The organism is Natrinema sp. CGMCC1.2065 (genome assembly GCF_051225675.1).
In the GTDB taxonomy this organism is placed as follows: domain Archaea; phylum Halobacteriota; class Halobacteria; order Halobacteriales; family Natrialbaceae; genus Natrinema; species Natrinema thermotolerans.
Map to the genome: position 1 here is coordinate 1 of NZ_JBPJSJ010000027.1, position 17,924 is coordinate 17,924.

16 protein-coding genes and 2 tRNA genes are annotated in these 17,924 nt (G+C 67.3%); 11 read left to right on the top strand and 7 right to left on the bottom strand.

Annotated features, from left to right (window positions below):
* The first annotated feature begins 221 nt into the window (after positions 1-221).
* Both ACSBP4_RS18420 and ACSBP4_RS18425 read left to right on the top strand, forming a co-directional pair.
* A complete protein-coding gene (locus ACSBP4_RS18420) occupies positions 222-1,220 on the top strand; it encodes an SDR family oxidoreductase (RefSeq protein WP_435553087.1) in 999 nt (332 codons plus the stop codon).
* A gap of 155 nt (positions 1,221-1,375) precedes the next feature.
* Positions 1,376-5,284, top strand: coding sequence for an Eco57I restriction-modification methylase domain-containing protein (locus tag ACSBP4_RS18425; RefSeq protein WP_435553088.1), 3,909 nt, complete (start codon positions 1,376-1,378; stop codon positions 5,282-5,284).
* 236 nt (positions 5,285-5,520) lie between these two features.
* Here the strand turns inward: ACSBP4_RS18425 and ACSBP4_RS18430 are convergent.
* A tRNA-Ala gene (locus ACSBP4_RS18430) sits at positions 5,521-5,592 on the bottom strand.
* A gap of 156 nt (positions 5,593-5,748) precedes the next feature.
* Between ACSBP4_RS18430 and ACSBP4_RS18435 the strand changes: the two genes are divergently transcribed.
* The 5 genes from ACSBP4_RS18435 to ACSBP4_RS18455 all read left to right on the top strand — a co-directional run bounded on the left by ACSBP4_RS18435 (position 5,749) and on the right by ACSBP4_RS18455 (position 9,084).
* Positions 5,749-6,450 (top strand): class I SAM-dependent methyltransferase, encoded by a 702-nt coding sequence (locus ACSBP4_RS18435; RefSeq protein WP_049964631.1) that lies wholly within the window; start codon positions 5,749-5,751, stop codon positions 6,448-6,450.
* Between the two features lie 262 nt (positions 6,451-6,712).
* Positions 6,713-7,663 carry a WD40/YVTN/BNR-like repeat-containing protein gene (locus ACSBP4_RS18440; protein ID WP_006649182.1) on the top strand — a complete coding sequence of 317 codons (951 nt, stop codon included), beginning with the start codon at positions 6,713-6,715 and terminating at the stop codon, positions 7,661-7,663.
* A gap of 150 nt (positions 7,664-7,813) precedes the next feature.
* A tRNA-Gly gene (locus ACSBP4_RS18445) sits at positions 7,814-7,884 on the top strand.
* Positions 7,885-8,414: 530 nt separating this feature from the next.
* Positions 8,415-8,609 carry a cold-shock protein gene (locus ACSBP4_RS18450; protein WP_006181985.1) on the top strand — a complete coding sequence of 65 codons (195 nt, stop codon included), beginning with the start codon at positions 8,415-8,417 and terminating at the stop codon, positions 8,607-8,609.
* Between the two features lie 217 nt (positions 8,610-8,826).
* Entirely contained in the window at positions 8,827-9,084 is a 258-nt protein-coding gene (locus ACSBP4_RS18455) for a HalOD1 output domain-containing protein (RefSeq protein ID WP_049964616.1), read from the top strand.
* A 17-nt stretch (positions 9,085-9,101) separates the two neighbouring features.
* On the opposite strand, the gene ACSBP4_RS18460 is transcribed toward ACSBP4_RS18455, so the two are convergent.
* Together ACSBP4_RS18460 and ACSBP4_RS18465 are read right to left on the bottom strand one after the other, a co-directional pair.
* Positions 9,102-9,914 (bottom strand): TrmB family transcriptional regulator, encoded by an 813-nt coding sequence (locus ACSBP4_RS18460; RefSeq protein ID WP_049964615.1) that lies wholly within the window; start codon positions 9,912-9,914, stop codon positions 9,102-9,104.
* Positions 9,915-10,266: 352 nt separating this feature from the next.
* Positions 10,267-10,569: a hypothetical protein gene (locus ACSBP4_RS18465; RefSeq protein WP_049964614.1), complete on the bottom strand. Its 303-nt coding sequence runs from the start codon at positions 10,567-10,569 to the stop codon at positions 10,267-10,269.
* A gap of 223 nt (positions 10,570-10,792) precedes the next feature.
* On the opposite strand from ACSBP4_RS18465, the gene ACSBP4_RS18470 reads away from it, so the two are divergent.
* On the top strand, positions 10,793-11,347 hold the full coding sequence (locus ACSBP4_RS18470; protein WP_435553089.1) for a GNAT family N-acetyltransferase: 555 nt from the start codon (positions 10,793-10,795) through the stop codon (positions 11,345-11,347).
* Positions 11,348-11,366: 19 nt separating this feature from the next.
* Here ACSBP4_RS18470 and ACSBP4_RS18475 read toward each other — a convergent pair whose 3' ends face one another.
* Positions 11,367-12,374: a sulfurtransferase gene (locus tag ACSBP4_RS18475; protein WP_435553090.1), complete on the bottom strand. Its 1,008-nt coding sequence runs from the start codon at positions 12,372-12,374 to the stop codon at positions 11,367-11,369.
* A gap of 136 nt (positions 12,375-12,510) precedes the next feature.
* Here ACSBP4_RS18475 and fen point away from each other — a divergent pair, with 136 nt between their 5' ends.
* Complete coding sequence (gene fen, locus ACSBP4_RS18480) at positions 12,511-13,488, top strand: flap endonuclease-1 (protein ID WP_435553091.1); 978 nt, start codon at positions 12,511-12,513, stop codon at positions 13,486-13,488.
* Positions 13,489-13,546: 58 nt separating this feature from the next.
* Here the strand turns inward: fen and mvaD are convergent, their stop codons facing one another.
* Entirely contained in the window at positions 13,547-14,530 is a 984-nt protein-coding gene (gene mvaD / locus ACSBP4_RS18485) for a phosphomevalonate decarboxylase MvaD (RefSeq protein WP_006649174.1), read from the bottom strand.
* 91 nt (positions 14,531-14,621) lie between these two features.
* Here mvaD and nth point away from each other — a divergent pair, with 91 nt between their 5' ends.
* Positions 14,622-15,305, top strand: coding sequence for an endonuclease III (gene nth / locus ACSBP4_RS18490; RefSeq protein ID WP_435553092.1), 684 nt, complete (start codon positions 14,622-14,624; stop codon positions 15,303-15,305).
* A 100-nt stretch (positions 15,306-15,405) separates the two neighbouring features.
* Positions 15,406-15,666, top strand: coding sequence for a hypothetical protein (locus ACSBP4_RS18495; protein ID WP_049964608.1), 261 nt, complete (start codon positions 15,406-15,408; stop codon positions 15,664-15,666).
* A gap of 51 nt (positions 15,667-15,717) precedes the next feature.
* Here ACSBP4_RS18495 and ACSBP4_RS18500 read toward each other — a convergent pair whose 3' ends face one another.
* Together ACSBP4_RS18500 and ACSBP4_RS18505 are read right to left on the bottom strand one after the other, a co-directional pair.
* The gene (locus ACSBP4_RS18500; protein ID WP_435553093.1) at positions 15,718-16,521 is read right to left on the bottom strand and encodes an NAD(+)/NADH kinase; all 804 of its coding nucleotides are present in this window, start codon (positions 16,519-16,521) and stop codon (positions 15,718-15,720) included.
* Positions 16,522-16,596: 75 nt separating this feature from the next.
* Positions 16,597-17,907, bottom strand: a complete 1,311-nt coding sequence (locus tag ACSBP4_RS18505; protein WP_435553094.1) for a M28 family peptidase — start codon at positions 17,905-17,907, stop codon at positions 16,597-16,599.
* Positions 17,908-17,924 lie beyond the last annotated feature (17 nt).

Below are 17,924 nucleotides of genomic sequence, written 5' to 3' on the forward strand. Positions count from 1 at the left end.
GACCGCGGGCCGCCGGCCGGCGACGGTCCGGGACCGCCCGACGGCACCGAGCGTGGCCCACCGGACGGGTCCGGACCACCCGGCGGTGACCGCGGTCCGCCCGACGGCGCCGGTCCGCCGGGCCGATAACGCCCGCTACGCCCGGACCCGTCGGTTCCCGTGACGGTCCGTTCGATCGGCCGACGCGGAACCCCTTCTTTCGGGCCGTCGTAGGCGCTCGCATGCCATCGACTGCACTCGTGACCGGCTGTTCGTCCGGGATCGGCTACGAAACCGCCCGCGCCCTGCTGGACGAGGGGTGGCGCGTCTACGCGACCGCCCGCGATCGCGACCGGCCGGGCCTCGAACGACTGGCGGACCGCGGGGCCGACATCGCGGCGCTCGATCTCACCGAGCCCGAGGCGCCCAAGCGCGTCGTCTCGCGGATCCGCGAGGAGGCCGGCGGCGTCGACTGTCTGGTTAACAACGCGGGCTACGGGCAGTTCGGGCCCGTGGAGGACGTGCCGACGCGCCTGCTCGAGCGCCAGTTCGCGGTCCACTGTTTCGGGCCCCACCGACTGATCCGCGCGGTGTTGCCGGGCATGCGCGAACGGGGTCGCGGCCGGATCGTGAACGTGACCAGCGCCGCGGACCGGCTCGCACTGGCGGGCATCGGCGGTTACACGGCCTCGAAGTGGGCGCTGGCGAGTCTCAGCGACGCGCTTCGACAGGAGTTGTCGGAGACCGAGATCGCGGTCGTCGTCGTCCAGCCGGGGATCGTCGCGACGCCGTTCTACGACCGCGCGCTGGCAGCCGTCGAGGACGCGGCCGCGAGCGCGGAGTCGCCGCGACCCGGCGCCGACGGGGCGACCCCCGATCGCGACCCCACGACCGCGGCGCGCAGGAACGTGACCGTCGTCGGATCGGACGGGAACACCGACCTCTATCGGGTCCTCGATCGGCTCCGAGCCGTCGAAGGCGGCGGGCCGTTCGTCAACGAGCCCGAGCGGGTCGCCGAGACGGTCCGAGAGGCCGCGACCGCTCGAACTCCCGACACGCACTACCGCGTCGGACCGGTCCCGCTGCTGGGCTCGCTGTACGGCACCCTCGTCCCCGCGACGATCCGGGACCGACTCACTCGACTCGGGATCCGCCTCGCCGCGAGCGAACCCGTGCTGGACTTGCTCGAGCGCCGGACGCCCGCCGCCGCGTCGGATCGGTATCCGCGCGGTGATCGATGACGCGGCCGGGTCGTCGTCTCGAATCGTCGGAGACTGAGGAAAACCTATGTGTCGCGGGCCTGACTTGGGAAGGGACACAGCACCGGAGCCGCCCGATCGCTATCGGCTCCTCGCGTCCCGCCGGCCCGCCCGGCCCGCGAGCTGTCCACACAGCTATGCAGTCGCCACACGTTCGCGCCGTTCACGGCCCGTTCTCGAGCGCCTTCCTCGAGCGGCGGCTCCCGGAGACCGACGAGTGGGCCGCGATCGACGACGCCGACTGCCGCGAGACGTTCGACGAACTGCGCCGCTGTTGGGATCGGGTCCGTGACTCGGCGGCGACCGACGCCATCGAGGAGCGATTCGTTCGCCCGGCGTTCCGGACTCTTGGACTGTCGGTCGTCCCGGTCGAGTCGACCGGGCCACCGAGAAGTCGGCCGGATTACGCGGTTCTGGCGGGCGACGCCGGGGCCGAGCGCACGGCACGAACCGACCGTCCAGATCGTGACGATTCGAACGCGGCCGCGAGCGAGGTCCCGGACGCGGCCGTCGCGATCGCCGACGTCAGGTCGTGGGGCCGAGCCCTCGACGGGCGCGGGGCCGCGGGGGACGATCGGCCCGCCGAGAACCCCACTCATAGGCTCCACGTTGCCGTACAGGAGAACGACGTTCGCTGGGGCATCCTGACGAACGGCCGGCGATGGCGGCTCTACGACGCCTCGACCAGCGGCCGGCTGGATTCGTACTACGAAGTCGACCTTTCCGCGATCCTCGAGGCCGGCGACCGTGAGGCTTTCAGGTACTTTTACTGTTTCTTCCGTCGCGAGGCCGTCAGTCCCGACGCCGACGGCGACTGTTTCCTCGATCGCGCCGCCGAACGGTCGGCCGCCCACGCGCAGACGCTCCGAGACGACCTCCGAGTGAACGTCGCCGAGGCCGTCGCCGTTGTCGCCGACGGCTTTCTCGCGTCGCCCGACACCGACCTCGAGCGGGACACGCTCGACGAGAGCGACCGCGACCTCCTCTTCGAGGCCTCCCTCACCGCCGTCTATCGGCTGCTGATCGGCGCGGTGGTCGAGCGGGAACGGACGCGCTCGAGCGCGACCGAGCGGTCCGACGGCGGCGGACTGCGGTCGTGCATGCGCTCGATCGCGCTCGGCCCCGACGAGTCAAACGAGTCTGACGATGTCGACGGGACCGACGCTTGGGCGCGCCTCGAGGATCGGCTCGAACGGTCGGCTGGCGTCTCCAGCAGTCGGTCCGTCGACGAGCGCTCGAGCCCCGCATTGTGCTTTCTCGCTGCACACGGCGTCGACGACGACAGCCTGTCGCACGCGCTCGAATTGCTCGCCCGACGGGACGGGGACGGACGGCTCGTGTTCGTCCCCACGTCGCTCGACGTCCGCGACCTCGGACGCGTTTACGAACGGTTGCTCGAGGCGCGCCTCAAGGTCGCCGACGAACCGCTCGCGACCGCCGACGGCGAGTACGTCCCGGCCGACGGGGGCCCCGTCGCCGTCGACCGGGGGAAGCCGTATCTCGCCGCCGACGGGAGTCACCGGAAGACCTCGGGCTCGTACTACACGCCGCCGTCCATGGTCGAGTACATCGTCGATCGGATCGTCGGGCCGCTCCTGTCCGAGATCCGCGCCGACCTCACCGATCACGACCCCGAGACGGACGCGCCGGTCGCGGACCGGGTCGCCGACCGCGTGTTCGATCTCGCCGTCCTCGACCCCGCGATGGGCAGCGGCCGCTTCCTGACCGCAGTCGTCGACGCGCTCACCCGGGACCTGGTCGCCGCACAGGAACGACAGGCCCGCGAGCGTGGACTCGAGTCCCTCGCCTCCGAGCGCGACGCCGACTGGGCCCGCCGACGGGTCGTCCAGCACTGCGTCTACGGGGTCGATCGCCGCCCCCTCGCGGTGGAACTGGCGACCGCGTCGCTCCGGCTCCGGACGCTGACCGCCGACCGGCCGCCCGTGGCCCTCAGTGGTCATTTCCGGGCCGGGAACACATTGGTCGGCAGCGACCGCGACCCGCTCGGAACGACGGCGACGGGACGGGACGATCCGATCGATTGGACCGAGGCATCCGTCGACCTCTCGTCTCTCGTTCGGGATCGCATCGCCCTCGAGGCCGACCCGCCAGCCGCTCCCGCGGAACTGGCGGCCGGCGTCCGCTCGTTTGAACGCGATCCCCACTGCCGGCGACTCGAGGCGGTCGCGAACGTTCGGACCGCCCGCGCGTTCGGCCTCGAGTCGGCCCCCGACGACGCGGTCGATCGGCTGCTGGCCGCGCTCGACGGCGACGGGGACGAAGCGTGGGATCACCTCGCGCGGACCGACTGGTTCACCGCCGCACAGCGGGCAGCCGCGGCCAACGGCTTCCTCCACTGGCGGCTGTCGTTTCCCGAACGGTTCTACGACCCGGCCGGCCGCCCGCTCGAAGCGGGCGGCTTCGACGCGGTCGTCGGCAACCCGCCTTGGGTCGCGACCGCGGGCCGGGCCGACATCAGCGCGTCGCTCGAGCCCGCGCTCCGCTCGTACCTCGCGGACGCGTTCGTCACGACCGAGAACCAGTTCGACCTCTACGTCGCCTGCTACGAACGGGCGGTCCGCCTGTCGACGGACGGGCGCGTCGGATTCGTCGTCCCCGACTCGATCCTCACCCGCGAGGGCAACGCGCCACTCAGGGCGTTTCTCCTGACGAACGCCCCGCCGTCGACGATCGTCCGCGTCGGCGCGGCGTTCGACGGCGTCGAAACGGGCGCGGCGATCGTCGTCAGCGGCGGCGATACCTCCAGCGACGGCGACGTCACGGTCGACTGTGCCGATACGACCGACGTCGGTGACCTCGACGCGCTGTCCTACAAATCGATCCCCGCCTCGGTCTTCGAGTCTCAGGACGCCGCCCGGTTTCGCATCTATCTGGACGCCGAGACGCGACGCGTGCTGTCGACGCTCGAGGAACGGCCGGCTCTGGGGTCGTTCATCGACATCTCCCGCGGCGAAGAGATCGGCAAGCGCGCCGATTCCCTCGCCGACAGCCCGGGGGCAAACCGCCGCCCGATCGCGCCTGGCGCGGCGATCCGCCGGTACGGACTCGACGCGGACGAACTCCGATACGTCGACCCGGCCGACGTGGCGAAAGCCGAGCGACAGTACGAGAGCCCAAAACTCCTCCTCAGACAGACCGGCGACGCCCTCGTCGCCGCCTACGACGCCGACGGCCTCGCCACGATCAAGTCGGTATACAACGTCCGGCTCGAGTCGGGATCGGCGGCCGCGCTGAAACACCTGCTCGGCGTCCTGAACTCGTCGGTACTCGCCTTCTATCACCACTACAAACACGCCGCCTATCGTGCCGTCTTCCCCCAGCTCAACCAGTCCACCGTCGAGTCGTTGCCCGTCCCGATGGCCGACGCTCCCGATCCGGAACTCGTCGCAGCCGTCGACGAACGGCGCTCGCTGACCGCCGAGCGATCCACCCTCTCGCTGGCGCTTCCCGACTACCTCGGCGACTACCGAGATGGTCCGTCGGTCGGCGATCTCCCCATCGTCCGTCGAGCTGACGGCGTAGCGACGACTCCCCTCGTGGCGACGACGACCGATCGTCCGACCCTGAAACTCGGCTCCGTCGCCGTCGACGACGGCACGACGTTCCGACTCTCGGCGACCGTCCGGTACAAGCCCGACGACGCTGCCGTCGATACCGACCGCTGGGGATACGCCGAAACCGATCCCATCCCTGCACTCGAGGTCACCGATCCCGACGACGACCGGGCGGCGCTGCTCGCGGCGTTCGTCCCCCACGCGGTCTCGGCTGGCCACGGGGCCGCGGGTTGCAGACGCGACGCGACGAAGACGCTCTCCCCGCTCGACCGACTCGAGTCGCTGGCCCTGCCCCGACTCGAGGACGTCGCCGACGGACTCGCGGCCTATCGTGAGGCACGGGAGCGTGTGGCGGCGTTGGACGCACGACTCGAGGCGCTCGACCGACGGATCGACGAGCGAGTCAGTGCGTTGTACGGCCTCTCGGCGACCGAACGCGAGACCGTACGACGCGAGTTCGGCAGCGAGTGAGCCGCGTTCGGAATCCGCGATCGCGACGACTCGAGATCGAAGCCGTTCGAACAATTGATCGCTGGTCGATTGCGACGCAACGAGAGGTCTTCGCGCTGTATTACTCTCCGACTCGAGGCAATTGAATCGGTGAGCGATCGCGTCTCGTTCCGGGCGTCTCTCGGCGGTACGATTCAGGCGCGTTCGGGGAAGCGTCGCTCGAGCGTCGTTCCCTGATCACGGCGGAAAATTTCGAGTGGACTCGCCGGGATTTGAACCCGGGGCCTCTCCCATGCCAAGGGAGTGATCTACCCCTGATCTACGAGCCCTCGAGCGCATTCTCCAGTTCCCGTCGGGAATAGATAAACCCCTCGAATTCATCGAGGCCCGTCACGGATACACATTCGTCGGGGCGACACGGGCAGCCCGTACCGTTGCTCGCGGTGGCGAACGCTTTTTGACCGTCCCGAGACGAGAGCCAACGGATGGCCGGGAACCGGGACCGAACGCAGCGTCGGGACGAAAGTGATGTGAAACGCGGCGATGTCCGGGAGACGTACGACCGGATTGCGACCCACTTCGCGTCCACGCGCGAGTACGCGTGGCCGGAGGTCGAATCGTTCGTCGCGTCCCACGCGACCGATCGGGGCTTCGATGCGGTCGGGCTCGACCTGGGGTGTGGCAACTGTCGCCACGCCGAACTGCTCGCAGCGGAGTGCGGGTCCGTCGTTGGCCTCGACGTGAGCCGTGGCCTGCTCGAGACGGGTCGGGAACGCGCCCTCGAGCGGAGGTTCGACGTTGAGTTGGTGCAGGGAGACGCGGCCGCGCTGCCGCTCACTGACGACGGCGTCGACCTAGCGGTCTACGTCGCGACGCTGCATCACCTGCCGACGCGAGCGGCGCGGCTGGCAAGCCTCGACGAACTCGCCCGCGTGTTGTCCCCGGACGGTCGTGCGTTGGTCAGTGCGTGGTCGACCGCTCACGACCGGTTCGATGCGACTGAGGGGTTCGATACGACCGTCGAGTGGACCCTCCCCGGCGGCGATCCGGTCGATCGGTTCTATCATATTTACGCGCCCGAGGAGTTCGAGGCCGACCTCGCTGCCAGCGACCTCACGCTCCGGGAGTGGGAACTCTCGAGCGGGAACTGTTATGCCACGGTTGCGGGCGCGGGCCAGTCGGGATAGCGCGACCGTACCCGGAATTCGGTTTCGAGAGGGATCGTTCGGCCGACGGTCGCCCGGTGGCTATGGTGGTATTTGTTCCCGTGACAGGTGATTCCACAAGCGATCCGACTCGCTATTTTAGCCGGTCGAATCCGTAGATATCGGGCTCAGTCCCACTCGATGAAAACGGTTTGAAATCGAGTAAAAGGTCCGGAATAGACGCTAACGATCTGAAGAACGTCCGGCTTTTATGATGGTCTCGTCCACCAGACCGGAATGCGCTATGACGCGCTTGACTCGACGTTCGGCGCTGAAGGTCGCAGGCGCATCGCTTGCCGCAGCCACCGTCCCCGCGACGGCTGCCGCCGCCGAGAGTGACGACGGGTGGACCGTCGTCGAGACGCCGGTCGATAGCACCCTCCACGACGTCGCCTATACGGCCACCAACCCGCACGCGGTCGCGGGCGGTGGGCTGGTGATCGAACGCACCGCCACCGGCTGGGAGGTCGTCCTGCAGGGCGGCCCGACCGGCAACGGGAACGACCTCTACGGGGTCGACACCACCGACGACGGCAAGCGGCTCTGGGTCGTCGGCTCGAGTGGTGCGATCGGCGAGTACGACGTAACGACCGGGAACCTGGTCGACCGCTCGGCGCCCAACGATTACACGGCGAACTTCAACGACGTCTCCGTCACCGGTCCCGCCGGTGAGGCCGACGTCTACGTGGCCGACGACTCCGGATCGATCCACTACAGCTTCGACAACGGTAAGGAGGGCACCTGGAACTACGTAGTGCCGGGCAGCGGCTCCGGGCTGAACGCGATCGAGTTCTACGCCGACGGCGCGGGCCACGTCATCGACACCAACGGGAAGGTCTTCGCCACCGACGACGGCGTCACCTGGAACCCGATCGGCATTGAGGACGCCGGCGTCACCTACTACGGCCTCGACAGCGACGCCGAAGACGACGTCTACGTCAGCGGCGGTAACGCGTCCGTCTTCGACTACACCGGCAGCCGCTGGATCCCCGAGAGCCTCGGCGACGCCGCCCTCTTCGACATCGAAACCGAGGCCGGCACGGGCTACACCGTCGGCAGCGGTGGCGCGGTGTTCGAACTCGAGGACGACAAGTGGACCCGGAACACGACGCCGGTCGGTGAGAACCTCCGTGCCGTCGCCACCGGTGACGTCGACATCGCCGTCGGCTCCTCGGGCGCGCTGCTCGAGCGGTAACCGCCGGCCGACCCGCGGTGTGGACCGCCCGGTAGCCCGCTGATCGCTGAGTACCGATCTCCTGTTTTTCCCCTCGGCGACCGTGATCGCGAGCGGGCGGCGACACAGAAAAGGAAGAGCCTTAAACGTGGACCGAAAAGCCGGTGATGCGCGCGGATGGTCTAGTGGTAGGACCTGAGCCTTCCAAGCTCATGGCCCGGGTTCAAATCCCGGTCCGCGCACTGTCTGCGAATCTGTGATTCGCAGGTCAGCAAATCTTTGATCTGCGCTACTGTCGTGAGCAAACTCGCGAGCGACAGCAATCGGAAGCGGGATTTGAAGCACGCGAGTCGCAGCGCGAACGTCGTGAGCGACCGTCTCGCAGTCGGGTTCAAATCCCGGTCCGCGCACTTTTCGACGAGCAGACGACGGGAACAACGCGTCGAGGCCATAGTTACGAACTCGTGAGAGACAGCAGTACTCGGCCCCGTTTGCAGGACGCTGTGCGATGACTCGAGACGGTGACAGGCCGGACCGACCGTCGTCGGTCGCGGGGTGGCTCGAGCGATGGCGGACCGAGCGGTCCAGAAGTGTCGATACGGCGGAGACAACAGATCATTCTGACGGTGCAGTCGGTTATTCGGACACAAATACGAGTAGTAGACGAAAATACAGACAGACCATACTATTCTAAACACTCGTCTACTCGAGATGGATTTTGGAAAACAGATGCAGAACACTTATCCGTGTATCGGACTTTCGTCTAATCGCAATGGCAAACGGAACGGTTGATTTCTTCAACGACACGGGCGGTTACGGTTTCATCGAGACTGACGACGCGGACGAGGACGTTTTCTTCCACATGGAGGACGTTGGCGGTCCGGACCTCGAAGAAGGCACAGACATCGAGTTCGACATCGAGCAGGCCCCCAAGGGCCCGCGAGCGACGAACGTCGTTCGTAACTAACACGGGTTCGCACCGTCGTCTTACGGCGACGTCGCGTGACTTCGTTTCTTCGACACCCTTACCCTCGAGAGTCATCGATAGACAGTGGGTGCTGCCGACCGACTCGGCCCGATAGCGACAGCGCTGCCGAAATCGGGCGTAGACTGTGACCCGAGTTCTCACAACGGTTATATACCCCTCCGCGTCGTCGTGGGTTTACCGTACCGGTGATCCCTGCGTGGACGACGTGATCGTACGACGTGAGTTCGACTGGTCGGAGACACCGCCGAGCATCGCTATCGTGACCGCCATCGCCGACATTGAGAACGTCGATCCGATCGACCTCCCGACGACCGCCGGGACGACGCTGTACTCGTACGTCGATCCCGGTGCGCTGGACGCGCTCGTCGACGGCGAGCGAGTCGCTGTGTCGTTTTCCATGGCGGAGTATCGGATTCGGATCGACGGTGCCGAACTGACAGTGGCCGCCGAGTAATCGTCGCTCGCTTTCGGTTACGGCTCCGGGTCCTCGACGGCGGCCAGCCCCGACGAGATCAACCGGCGGAGCAACACGACGATCCCGTTCTCGAGGCCGCTGGCGAAGATCGCCTGCTCGGTCGGGTCCTCGCTGTCGGGATAGTACGACCCGATCAGCAACGTCTCCCGATCGACGAGCAGGATGCGACTGATCGCGACCTCGTGGTCGGTCATCGAACCGATGAGGAAATCGAGGTTCGTCTCGAACACGCTGGCGGCCGGCAGCTCCGTCTCCAGCCGCGAGGTGATCTCCTCGGTCCGACCGCCGAGGACGACCGAGACGTCTCGATCGACCGCGCCGTGTAACGTCTCGTAGACCTCGTCCGAGAGGAAGGTTTCGTCGGCGACGACCAGCGCGATCTCGCTGTCGGCCTCCGCGAGCAGATCGAACGTCCGCGATTCGATCGCGTCGCGTCCGGTCAGTGACCACACCTCCTGCATCCGGTCGTCGTCGGGTTCGGTCTCCCGGTGTTCGACGGTTTCGAGATATGACTCGAGGGTGTCGATCCGGTCGTCGTACTTCTGTCGGAGCGTCCGCGTGGCCTCATCGATACCGACCGCCCGGAACTGCTGGGGGCTCGAGTGTTGTACCTCGACCAGTCCCTGTGATTCGAGTACCCGAATGGCGTCGTAGACCCGCGTTCGGGGGACCTCCGAGATCTCGTGTATTTCTTTGGCCGTACCGCTGGGTAACCGCGTCAGCGCCAGAAAACACCGCGCTTCGTACTCCTGAAGCCCGAGATCCTGGAGTAGACTGACCGCCTCGTTCGTAAGATTGTCCTGTGTCATGGCCCAACCACGTGTCCGGCGTTCCGAACAGGTACAATAGGAACTGACGGCGGGAAAAGGATTCGTGTCTGGCTTGCAATCACTGATACGAGCCGCCGAAAACGGTGGTTTCAGACGGAGTCTCCGATTCACCCAGATTATCACACAAGCTACTTGAGTCTACGACCGGTAGAGTTCGCTGGCGCGCCCCGTTACGGCCCAACCACGGCGGGGCGTGTCGTTTCATTCGTTCGAGCGACCCGCTCAAACCCATTACTATTAGATAAGACATCTGTTCCCATACTGGTATGTGTGGCGCGCCGGGGGGAATCAGCGTCGCGAGACCGGAGGAAAGAAACCGCTTCGGTCGCTCTCAGGGCCATCCATCGGGGAGTTCGTCCCGATGGTTCTCCAGTAGCTCGAGCAGCGGACGTATCTCGTCGAACCGCGGCCCTTTGACGACGTTTCCGGCCTCGCGGTGCCACTCGATGTAACCGTAGTCGGCCAGTTTCGGGAGATGGACGTGGTATTTCTGCGTCAGTCCCTCGTCGATCTCAGCGACCTCCCAGGGGATGCCGTCGACCGTCGAGACGTCTTGCGGGTTGTGATCCAGGAGACTGAGCAACAACCGTCGTCGGTGACCGTCTGCCAGCGCATCGAACGCATCGTCGACCATGGAGAGTTCCTCTAACCGCCGGTAGCACGCCCGCTCACTTGACGTAGTGCGGTTTTCACGTGAAAGCTTTTTTTGAGTAAGCGAGTGAACGGCTCGTTCGAGGAGACCGGCCGACCGGTCGATCGGAACGGGTCCAACCCACCTTCGTAACCGATGGGAGACGCGCGTGCCGAGGGACCGTCGGATTCCGAGGGTTGTTGTGCGGTCCCCGCGAAGCGACACCGTGGAGTACGACCTGCTCGGCTGGCCGCCCGACGGCCCGAAACTCCGGCTCGATCACGAACGGTTCAGCTACGCCGGCAAGTTCGTCATGACGAACACGGGCAAGGCCGTCGCCCGTACCGACGACGGCCGGCTCGTCGCCGCCGTCGCGTTCAACGAGGACCGGACTGACGCCGACACGCTGTGGCTACGGTACGTCACCGTCGATCGGGACCGTCGCGGCGAGGGGATCGGCCCCGCGCTCTGTCGGCTGGTCCGCGATCGGGCCCTCGAGCGAGGCTACGAGCGACTCCGGATCGCCGTCAACAACCCCTTCGCCTACGAGGCGCTCTACCGGACCGGCTTCGTCTACACCGGCGAGACGACCGGCATCGCCGAACTGATCCTCGAGTACCCGATGCCGGACGATCCCGATACCGCGACGTGGACCGACCGCGAGCGGTACCAGGCCGGCCTCGCGGAGTACCGCGATCGGGACCTCTCCGACGCGGAAGAACGGTTCCTCGCGGAACGACGCGACGGCGAGCCGCCGGGCGTCGATCCGAGCGACGAGTGAGTGGACGGCCGCGCCCCGATCACGAGAAGGTATCGACGACCGTCCCCGCGTCGGGACCGGACGTGTAGTAGTAGCCGTCCGCGTCCGAGAGTGTCCCCCAGTCCTCCCAGCTGCCCTCGTAGTTCCGGACGGTGTCCCAGCCGAGTTGTTCCATGACGAACCAGCCGACGGAGCCGCGGACGGCCGTCGAACAGTACGAGATCGTCTCCTCGCTCGGATCGAGCCCGGCGTCGTCCAGCCACAACGTCTCGAGGTCCGCGGGCGACCGCAACCGCTCGCCCCCGTCGACGAGGTTCTGTGTGAACTCGACGTTGACCGCACCCGTGATGTGGCCGTGTCGGTCGACGTCGTCGTCTCGCTCCTCCCCGCGGTACTCCGCCGGCGACCGGTTGTCGACGAGTTGTACGTCCGCGCCGTCCTCGCGAACGTTCGCCGCGACGCGCTCGCGCGTCGCGATCACGTTCATCTCGAGGTCGGGTTCGTACTCCTGGGTCGCCGTTTCGGCTGCCCCAGTTTCGGTCTCGCCGTTCGACGCCGTCCAGGCCGCGTACCCGCCGTCCAGGAGGGAGACGCGCCCCTCGTGACCGATCGCGCGGAGCGTGTAGATCGCGTAGGTCTCCCAGAGGTTCGATCCCTCGCCGTAGACGACGACGTCGTCGTCGGGCGCGATGCCGGCCGCCCCGATGGCGTCCGCGACCGCGTCCGGCGACGCCCGATAGCCGTCGGGCGTCTCCTCGTAGTGGGTATCGAGCAAGTCGGACCGCGGGATCCGGCCCGCGCCCGCAACGTGACCCTCGGTGAACGCGTCTTCCGCCCGGATGTCGAGCAGCGCGACGTCCGCCAGCCGCTCCTCGAGTCGCATGCTATCGACGACCGCCTCGAATGCATCGGCCGCCGGCGTTTGAAACAGGTCCGGCTCCGCCGCCTCTCGAGTTTCGCCCAGACACCCGCCGAGCGAGAGACCACTGGCCGCTGTCCCGATACCCCGAAGCACCGTCCGTCGGTCGGCCCGGCGATCCGCGCCCATGTTCTGGGCGAAAACGGGACCGAGAAGCAAAAGCGTAGTGCCCGACGGCGCTCGCGCTCGGGACGTCCCCGACCGCCGCCACGAGTCCCCGTCCGGAAGCCGACGATTCAAATCCCGGTCGACCCAACTACCGCCAATGGGAAACGCTGCACTCCGGGAGATCGCCGCGATCGAGGAGATCCCCTTCGACGATATCGAGGGGGTCGTCGCCGTCGACGCGCACAACTGGCTCTATCGCTATCTGACGACGACCGTCAAATGGACCGACAGCACGAAGTACACGACCGCCGACGGGACCGAGGTCGCCAACCTCGTCGGGATCGTGCAGGGACTGCCGAAGTTCTTCGAACACGACATCACGCCGGTGATGGTCTTCGACGGCGGCCCCTCCGAGCTGAAAGACGACGAGATCGAGTCCCGGCACGAACAGCGCCGCAGCTACGAAGAACAACTCGAGACCGCCCGCGAGGAGGGCGACGCGGTCGCTATCGCGCAACTCGAGTCCCGAACCCAGCGGCTGACGCCGACGATTCAGGAGACCAGCCGCGAGCTCCTCCGCCTGCTCGACGTGCCGATCGTCGAGGCCCCGGCGGAGGGCGAGGCCCAGGCCGCCCACATGGTCAAACGCGGTGACGCCGACTACGTCGGCTCCGAGGACTACGACGCCTTGCTCTTCGGTGCGCCGCTGACCCTGCGCCAGCTAACCAGCAAGGGGGATCCCGAACTGATGGATCTCGAGGCGACGCTGAAGCGCCACGACCTGACCCTTGAACAGCTGATCGACGCGGCGATCCTCATCGGGACCGACTTCAACGACGGGGTGTCGGGGATCGGCCCGAAGACGGCGCTGTCGGCGATCGCGGAACACGGCGATCTCTGGACCGTCCTCGAGGCCCGGGGCGACCACGTCGAACACGGCGATCGTGTCAGACAGCTATTCCGCGATCCCAACGTGACCGACGACTACGAGTTCGAGACGACGCTCGAGCCGGATCTCGCCGCCGCCCGCGAGTACGTTACCGACGAGTGGGGTGTCGACGAAGACGAGGTCGCACGCGGCTTCGAGCGAATCGAGGACAGCGTCACCCAGACCGGGCTGGACCGCTGGACGTGAGTTCCTAACCTGCTCTTGATCGAATTGTTGCCGAGGGTGCGCCAAACAAAACGTCGTCTCAGAACAGGTGTTTGTCCTCGTCCAGGAGTTTCGCGGGGCCGCCGACGTCCCAGACGGTGGTGGAGACGCCGCAGTCGGCGACGGCTTCCTCGACCTCGTCGGCGTGTTCCTCGGTAGTGTTGACGTAGACGCTGGCTCCGGTGTCCGTCGAGAAGTAGACGGGGATGTCCTCCTCCTCGCGGAGTTCGCGGACTGTGTTGAAGATCGCGAGCGTGGCCGGCTGCCAGTAGACCCAGCCCGACGGGCCGGTCATGGTCGTCGCGGCCAGCGACAGCGAGTCGTGTTCGGCACGTTCGAACACGCCCTCGAAGTCGTCGTTGCGCAGGGAGTCACGCATCTTCGCGATCTGTTCGTGGATGTGGGCGTTGCGGGCCTGGAACATGTGGCTGTCGGCGGCCTCGCGGTGGGCGTCGTCGGTGTCCTTGTGGTACGGGACGAGGCCAACGATGATCTTGAGATCCTCGTGGAGGTTCGAGGGGACCCGCTCGGAGCGACAGTCCTCGTCGTTCATCCCGGTGCGGAGATGCGAGAAGGCGCCGGTGACCGCTCGCGCGGCCGAGGCCGACCCGACGCGGGCGATCGTCGAGATCTCCCCCTTCGAGGCGTCGAGTTCGGCCGCCTCGGCCAAGGCCATCGCGGCGGCCGCAAAGCCCGAGGAGGACGACCCCAGCCCGACGTTCGTCGGGAAGCTGTTCTCGCTCTCGAGGCGGACCGGGTAGACGGTGTGGGCGGCGTCGGACTTCGAGCGGGCCTTCTCGACGACGGCCTCGACCCGTTCGTACGCTCGCCCCTCGAGTTCCTCGCCGTCGACGATGAAGGTGTCCTCGTCGTAGTCCATCGAGAACTCGACGGTCGTGCGGGTGTGGCTGGGGGCCGTACAGACGCTGATACTGTCGTGATAGGGAAGCCGCTCGATCTCGTCGCGCATCCCGTGATACTTGACAAGCCCCTGGATGGGGTGGGCCATGGCCGTGGCTTTCATACCCTGATAGGTGGCTGAAGGCCGCTTAAAGCTCACGGCATCCGCCGACCCGAACCCGAACGCTGAAACGAGCCGACGCTAACCACGCCCTATGGGAACGCCACGGGACTCGACGCAGGCCCAAGCCGAGGTAGTGGTCGACCGCCTCGAGGACGAATACCCCGACTCGACGATCTCGTTGCGGTACTCGAACCGCCTCGAGCTGCTGATCGCGGTGATCCTCTCGGCGCAGTGTACGGACGAACGGGTCAACAAGGAGACGAAACACCTCTTCGAGAAGTACGACGGCCCCGAGGACTACGCGAACGCCGACCAGGACGAACTCGCCGAGGACCTGAACTCGATCACCTACTACAACAGCAAGGCGGGGTACATCAAGAGTTCCTGCAAGACGATCCTCGAGGACCACGACGGCGAGGTGCCGGACACGATGGACGAGCTGATCGAGCTGTCGGGCGTGGGCCGGAAGACGGCGAACGTCGTCCTCCAGCACGGTCACGACATCGTCGAGGGCATCGTCGTCGACACGCACGTCCAGCGGCTCTCCCGGCGGCTGGGCCTGACCGAGGAGGAGTACCCCGAACGGATCGAGGAGGATCTGATGGGGATCGTCCCCGAGGAGAGCTGGCAGGAGTTTACCCACCTCTGTATCGATCACGGACGGGCGGTCTGTACGGCACAGAACCCCGACTGCGGCGACTGCGTGCTGGCGGACGTCTGCCCCTCGGAGAAAGGCGACGGTGAGATCGATCTCGCTTCCGGCGATCCCTGGTAACGGGCCCGTCGCGGGCAGCTGTCGGGAACCGGCCGGGACGCCGACCTTCGCAAGCCCAACGTCTTTTCGGGGACCGCGGGTATCCCCGGACGGGATCACGATGTCCGACACATCCGAGGAACGCGACGACACCGACAAGGACGAACACGGACGCGATGTCCAACTGGAACACGAGGCGACCGATCCCGAGGAGGCCCGCGACGAGGAGGGGCTCACTGAGGAGGAGAAAGAGGCCCGCGAGCGGGAGGCCGAACGAGAGCGCGAGCAGGACATCGAGGAGGGATCGGTCGACAGAGAGGACGACGCCCTCGAGAACCAGAATCCGGACAACCACCGCGACGAGGAGCCGTACAACGGGTAGCGCTCCCGTGCGGTCCGTCGCTCCGCGATCGACGCCGTTTTTCGCGCACTTTCAGTCGTCCTCGAGACGCCGTTCCGGTACCGAGAGCGTCGACAGCCGGTCGGTAACGGCGACGGTGACCCGCCGGTCGGTGGTGACGGCTCCGACGGCGTCGCCGTCGGCGACGAGTTGCACGTCACACGCCTCGCGTTCGATCGTGAACCGCAGGTCGTCGTTCGGCAGGACCCACCGTCGGGTCTGGGTGACGAACGGGCCGATGGGAGCGACCGCGACGGCGTCGACGGCTGCCGATAGCTGCGGTGCGTCGACGGCGCTGGCGTACCCGTGGGTGCCGGCCGGCGTGGCCACGACGACGCCGTCGGCCCGAAACGTCGCAACGGACGACCCACGGCTGTAAACGCCGTACTCCGAGATGCGGGCCGGCTTGTCGGTGATCAGGGTGACGTCGAACAGTGCGCGCTCTCGAGCGATCGGATCGCTCTCGCCGGAACGCGATTCGAGTGCGGCCTCGAGAACCGGCCGTTCGCGGCGGGTCGCCGTCCCCCGAAGTGCCTGTCGGACCGCGTCGAGCAGTCGATCGCGGTCGACCGACTCGATCCCACAGACCGGACCGACCGGGAGGACCGGCGTGTCGACGCCGGCGCGGGCGAGCGCCGACAGCCCCGCTTCGCCGGGGGTCACGAGCAGCGACGGGTCGGCCGCGAGAACCCCTTCGAGCCCGCCGTCGACGACCGTCCCACCGGCGTCGGCGACCGCCCCCTCGAGGCGGCCGGCCTCGACGCCCTCGGTTCCGTCGGCCTCGGGGTCGACGACGCCGACGACGGGGGAGTCGCCCGCGCTCCACGCGGCATCCATGGGCGCCAGTTCACACGGCCCGCTCAAAAGCGTACGGTTGTCGATCCGGGCGGTCCGATCCGGCCGCGGGGGCGGCTACCCGTCGTAGGGCCAGTCGCCGGTGACCTTCATCCCCTCGGCAAGCCCCTGTGACTCGAGGTCGGCGGCGATGGCGGCCGTGTCCCGGGCCTCGACAGACACGTCCTCGCGGGCGAGTTCGACCACGTAGGCGGTCAGCAGGATCGCCTGTTCGCGCAGGGTTCTGGGCTCGAGTTTCTCGATGGTGTCGGCGAAGGTATGTCCCCAGCCCCGACCCGGTCCCTCGGACTTCGCTTTCACGTGACAGCCGGGGACGCCCCGCTCGACGAACGGCCAGTGGTCGCTGTGGGGGCCAAGCGTCGGGACTGTCTCGATCGGGTGGTCGTACCGGTCCGCGACCTCGTTGGCGGCCGCCTGGAGGCCGCCGAACCCGTGGGTGACGATCGATAGCGTCCGATCGCGGACGACGCCGTCGTTGTTGACGACCGCTTTGATGCGCTCGGGATCGGCCGCCGCGGCGAACCGTTCGGAGCCGGTCAGTCCGACCTCCTCCGCGCCGAACGCGACGAACTCGACGCGGGTCTCGAGGTCGGCCTCCCGGGCCGCGAGGGCGTTCGCGAGTTCGACGACCATCGCGGTGCCGGCCCCGTTGTCCATCGCCCCCTCGGCGATGTCGTGGGCGTCGACGTGGCTGGTCACCAGGACGCGCTCGTCGGTGTCCGGCCCGAGTTCGGCGCGGACGTTCTGACTCTCGGCGGCGTGGATCTCGGCGCCGACCGACAGCGTGATCTCGTCGCCGTCGAATCGACGGGCCAGACGCGCGCCGACCTCGCTCGAGACGCCGACGGCCGGGATCGGCCCGATCGGCTGGTCCGTCCAGCCGACGCTGCCGGTCGGCGGCAGACAGCCCTCGACGTGGTTGCGGTAGACGAACCCGACCGCGCCGTTCTCGATCGCGTGGAAGTACTTCTCACGGCGGTGGAGATACCGGTCGTAGTAGTCCGGCACGTCGCTGCGGACCATGACGATCGTTCCCTCGAGGTCGGCCTCCTCGAAGTCGGCTGGCAGCCCGTAGCCGAGATCGACCAGCGGCGCGTCGACCCGGTCCGCGGGGCTGCGCGGCAGTGCGATGCAGTCCTGGGTCGTCTCGCCCGCTTCGATCGCGCTGTCTGCCCGTTCCCAGCCCTGGATCTCGAACGGCTCGAGGCGGGCGTTTCGCGCGCCGGCGTCGGCCAGCGCGTCCCGGGTCAGTTCGGCGGCCTCGCGTTCGCCCTCGCTGCCTGCCATGCGGTTCCCCACGTCGACTAGGGCCTCGAGGTGGTCCCAACCGACGTCGCTCTCGAAGACGTTGCCGATCCACTCGGACATGTACGAGCTATCACGGT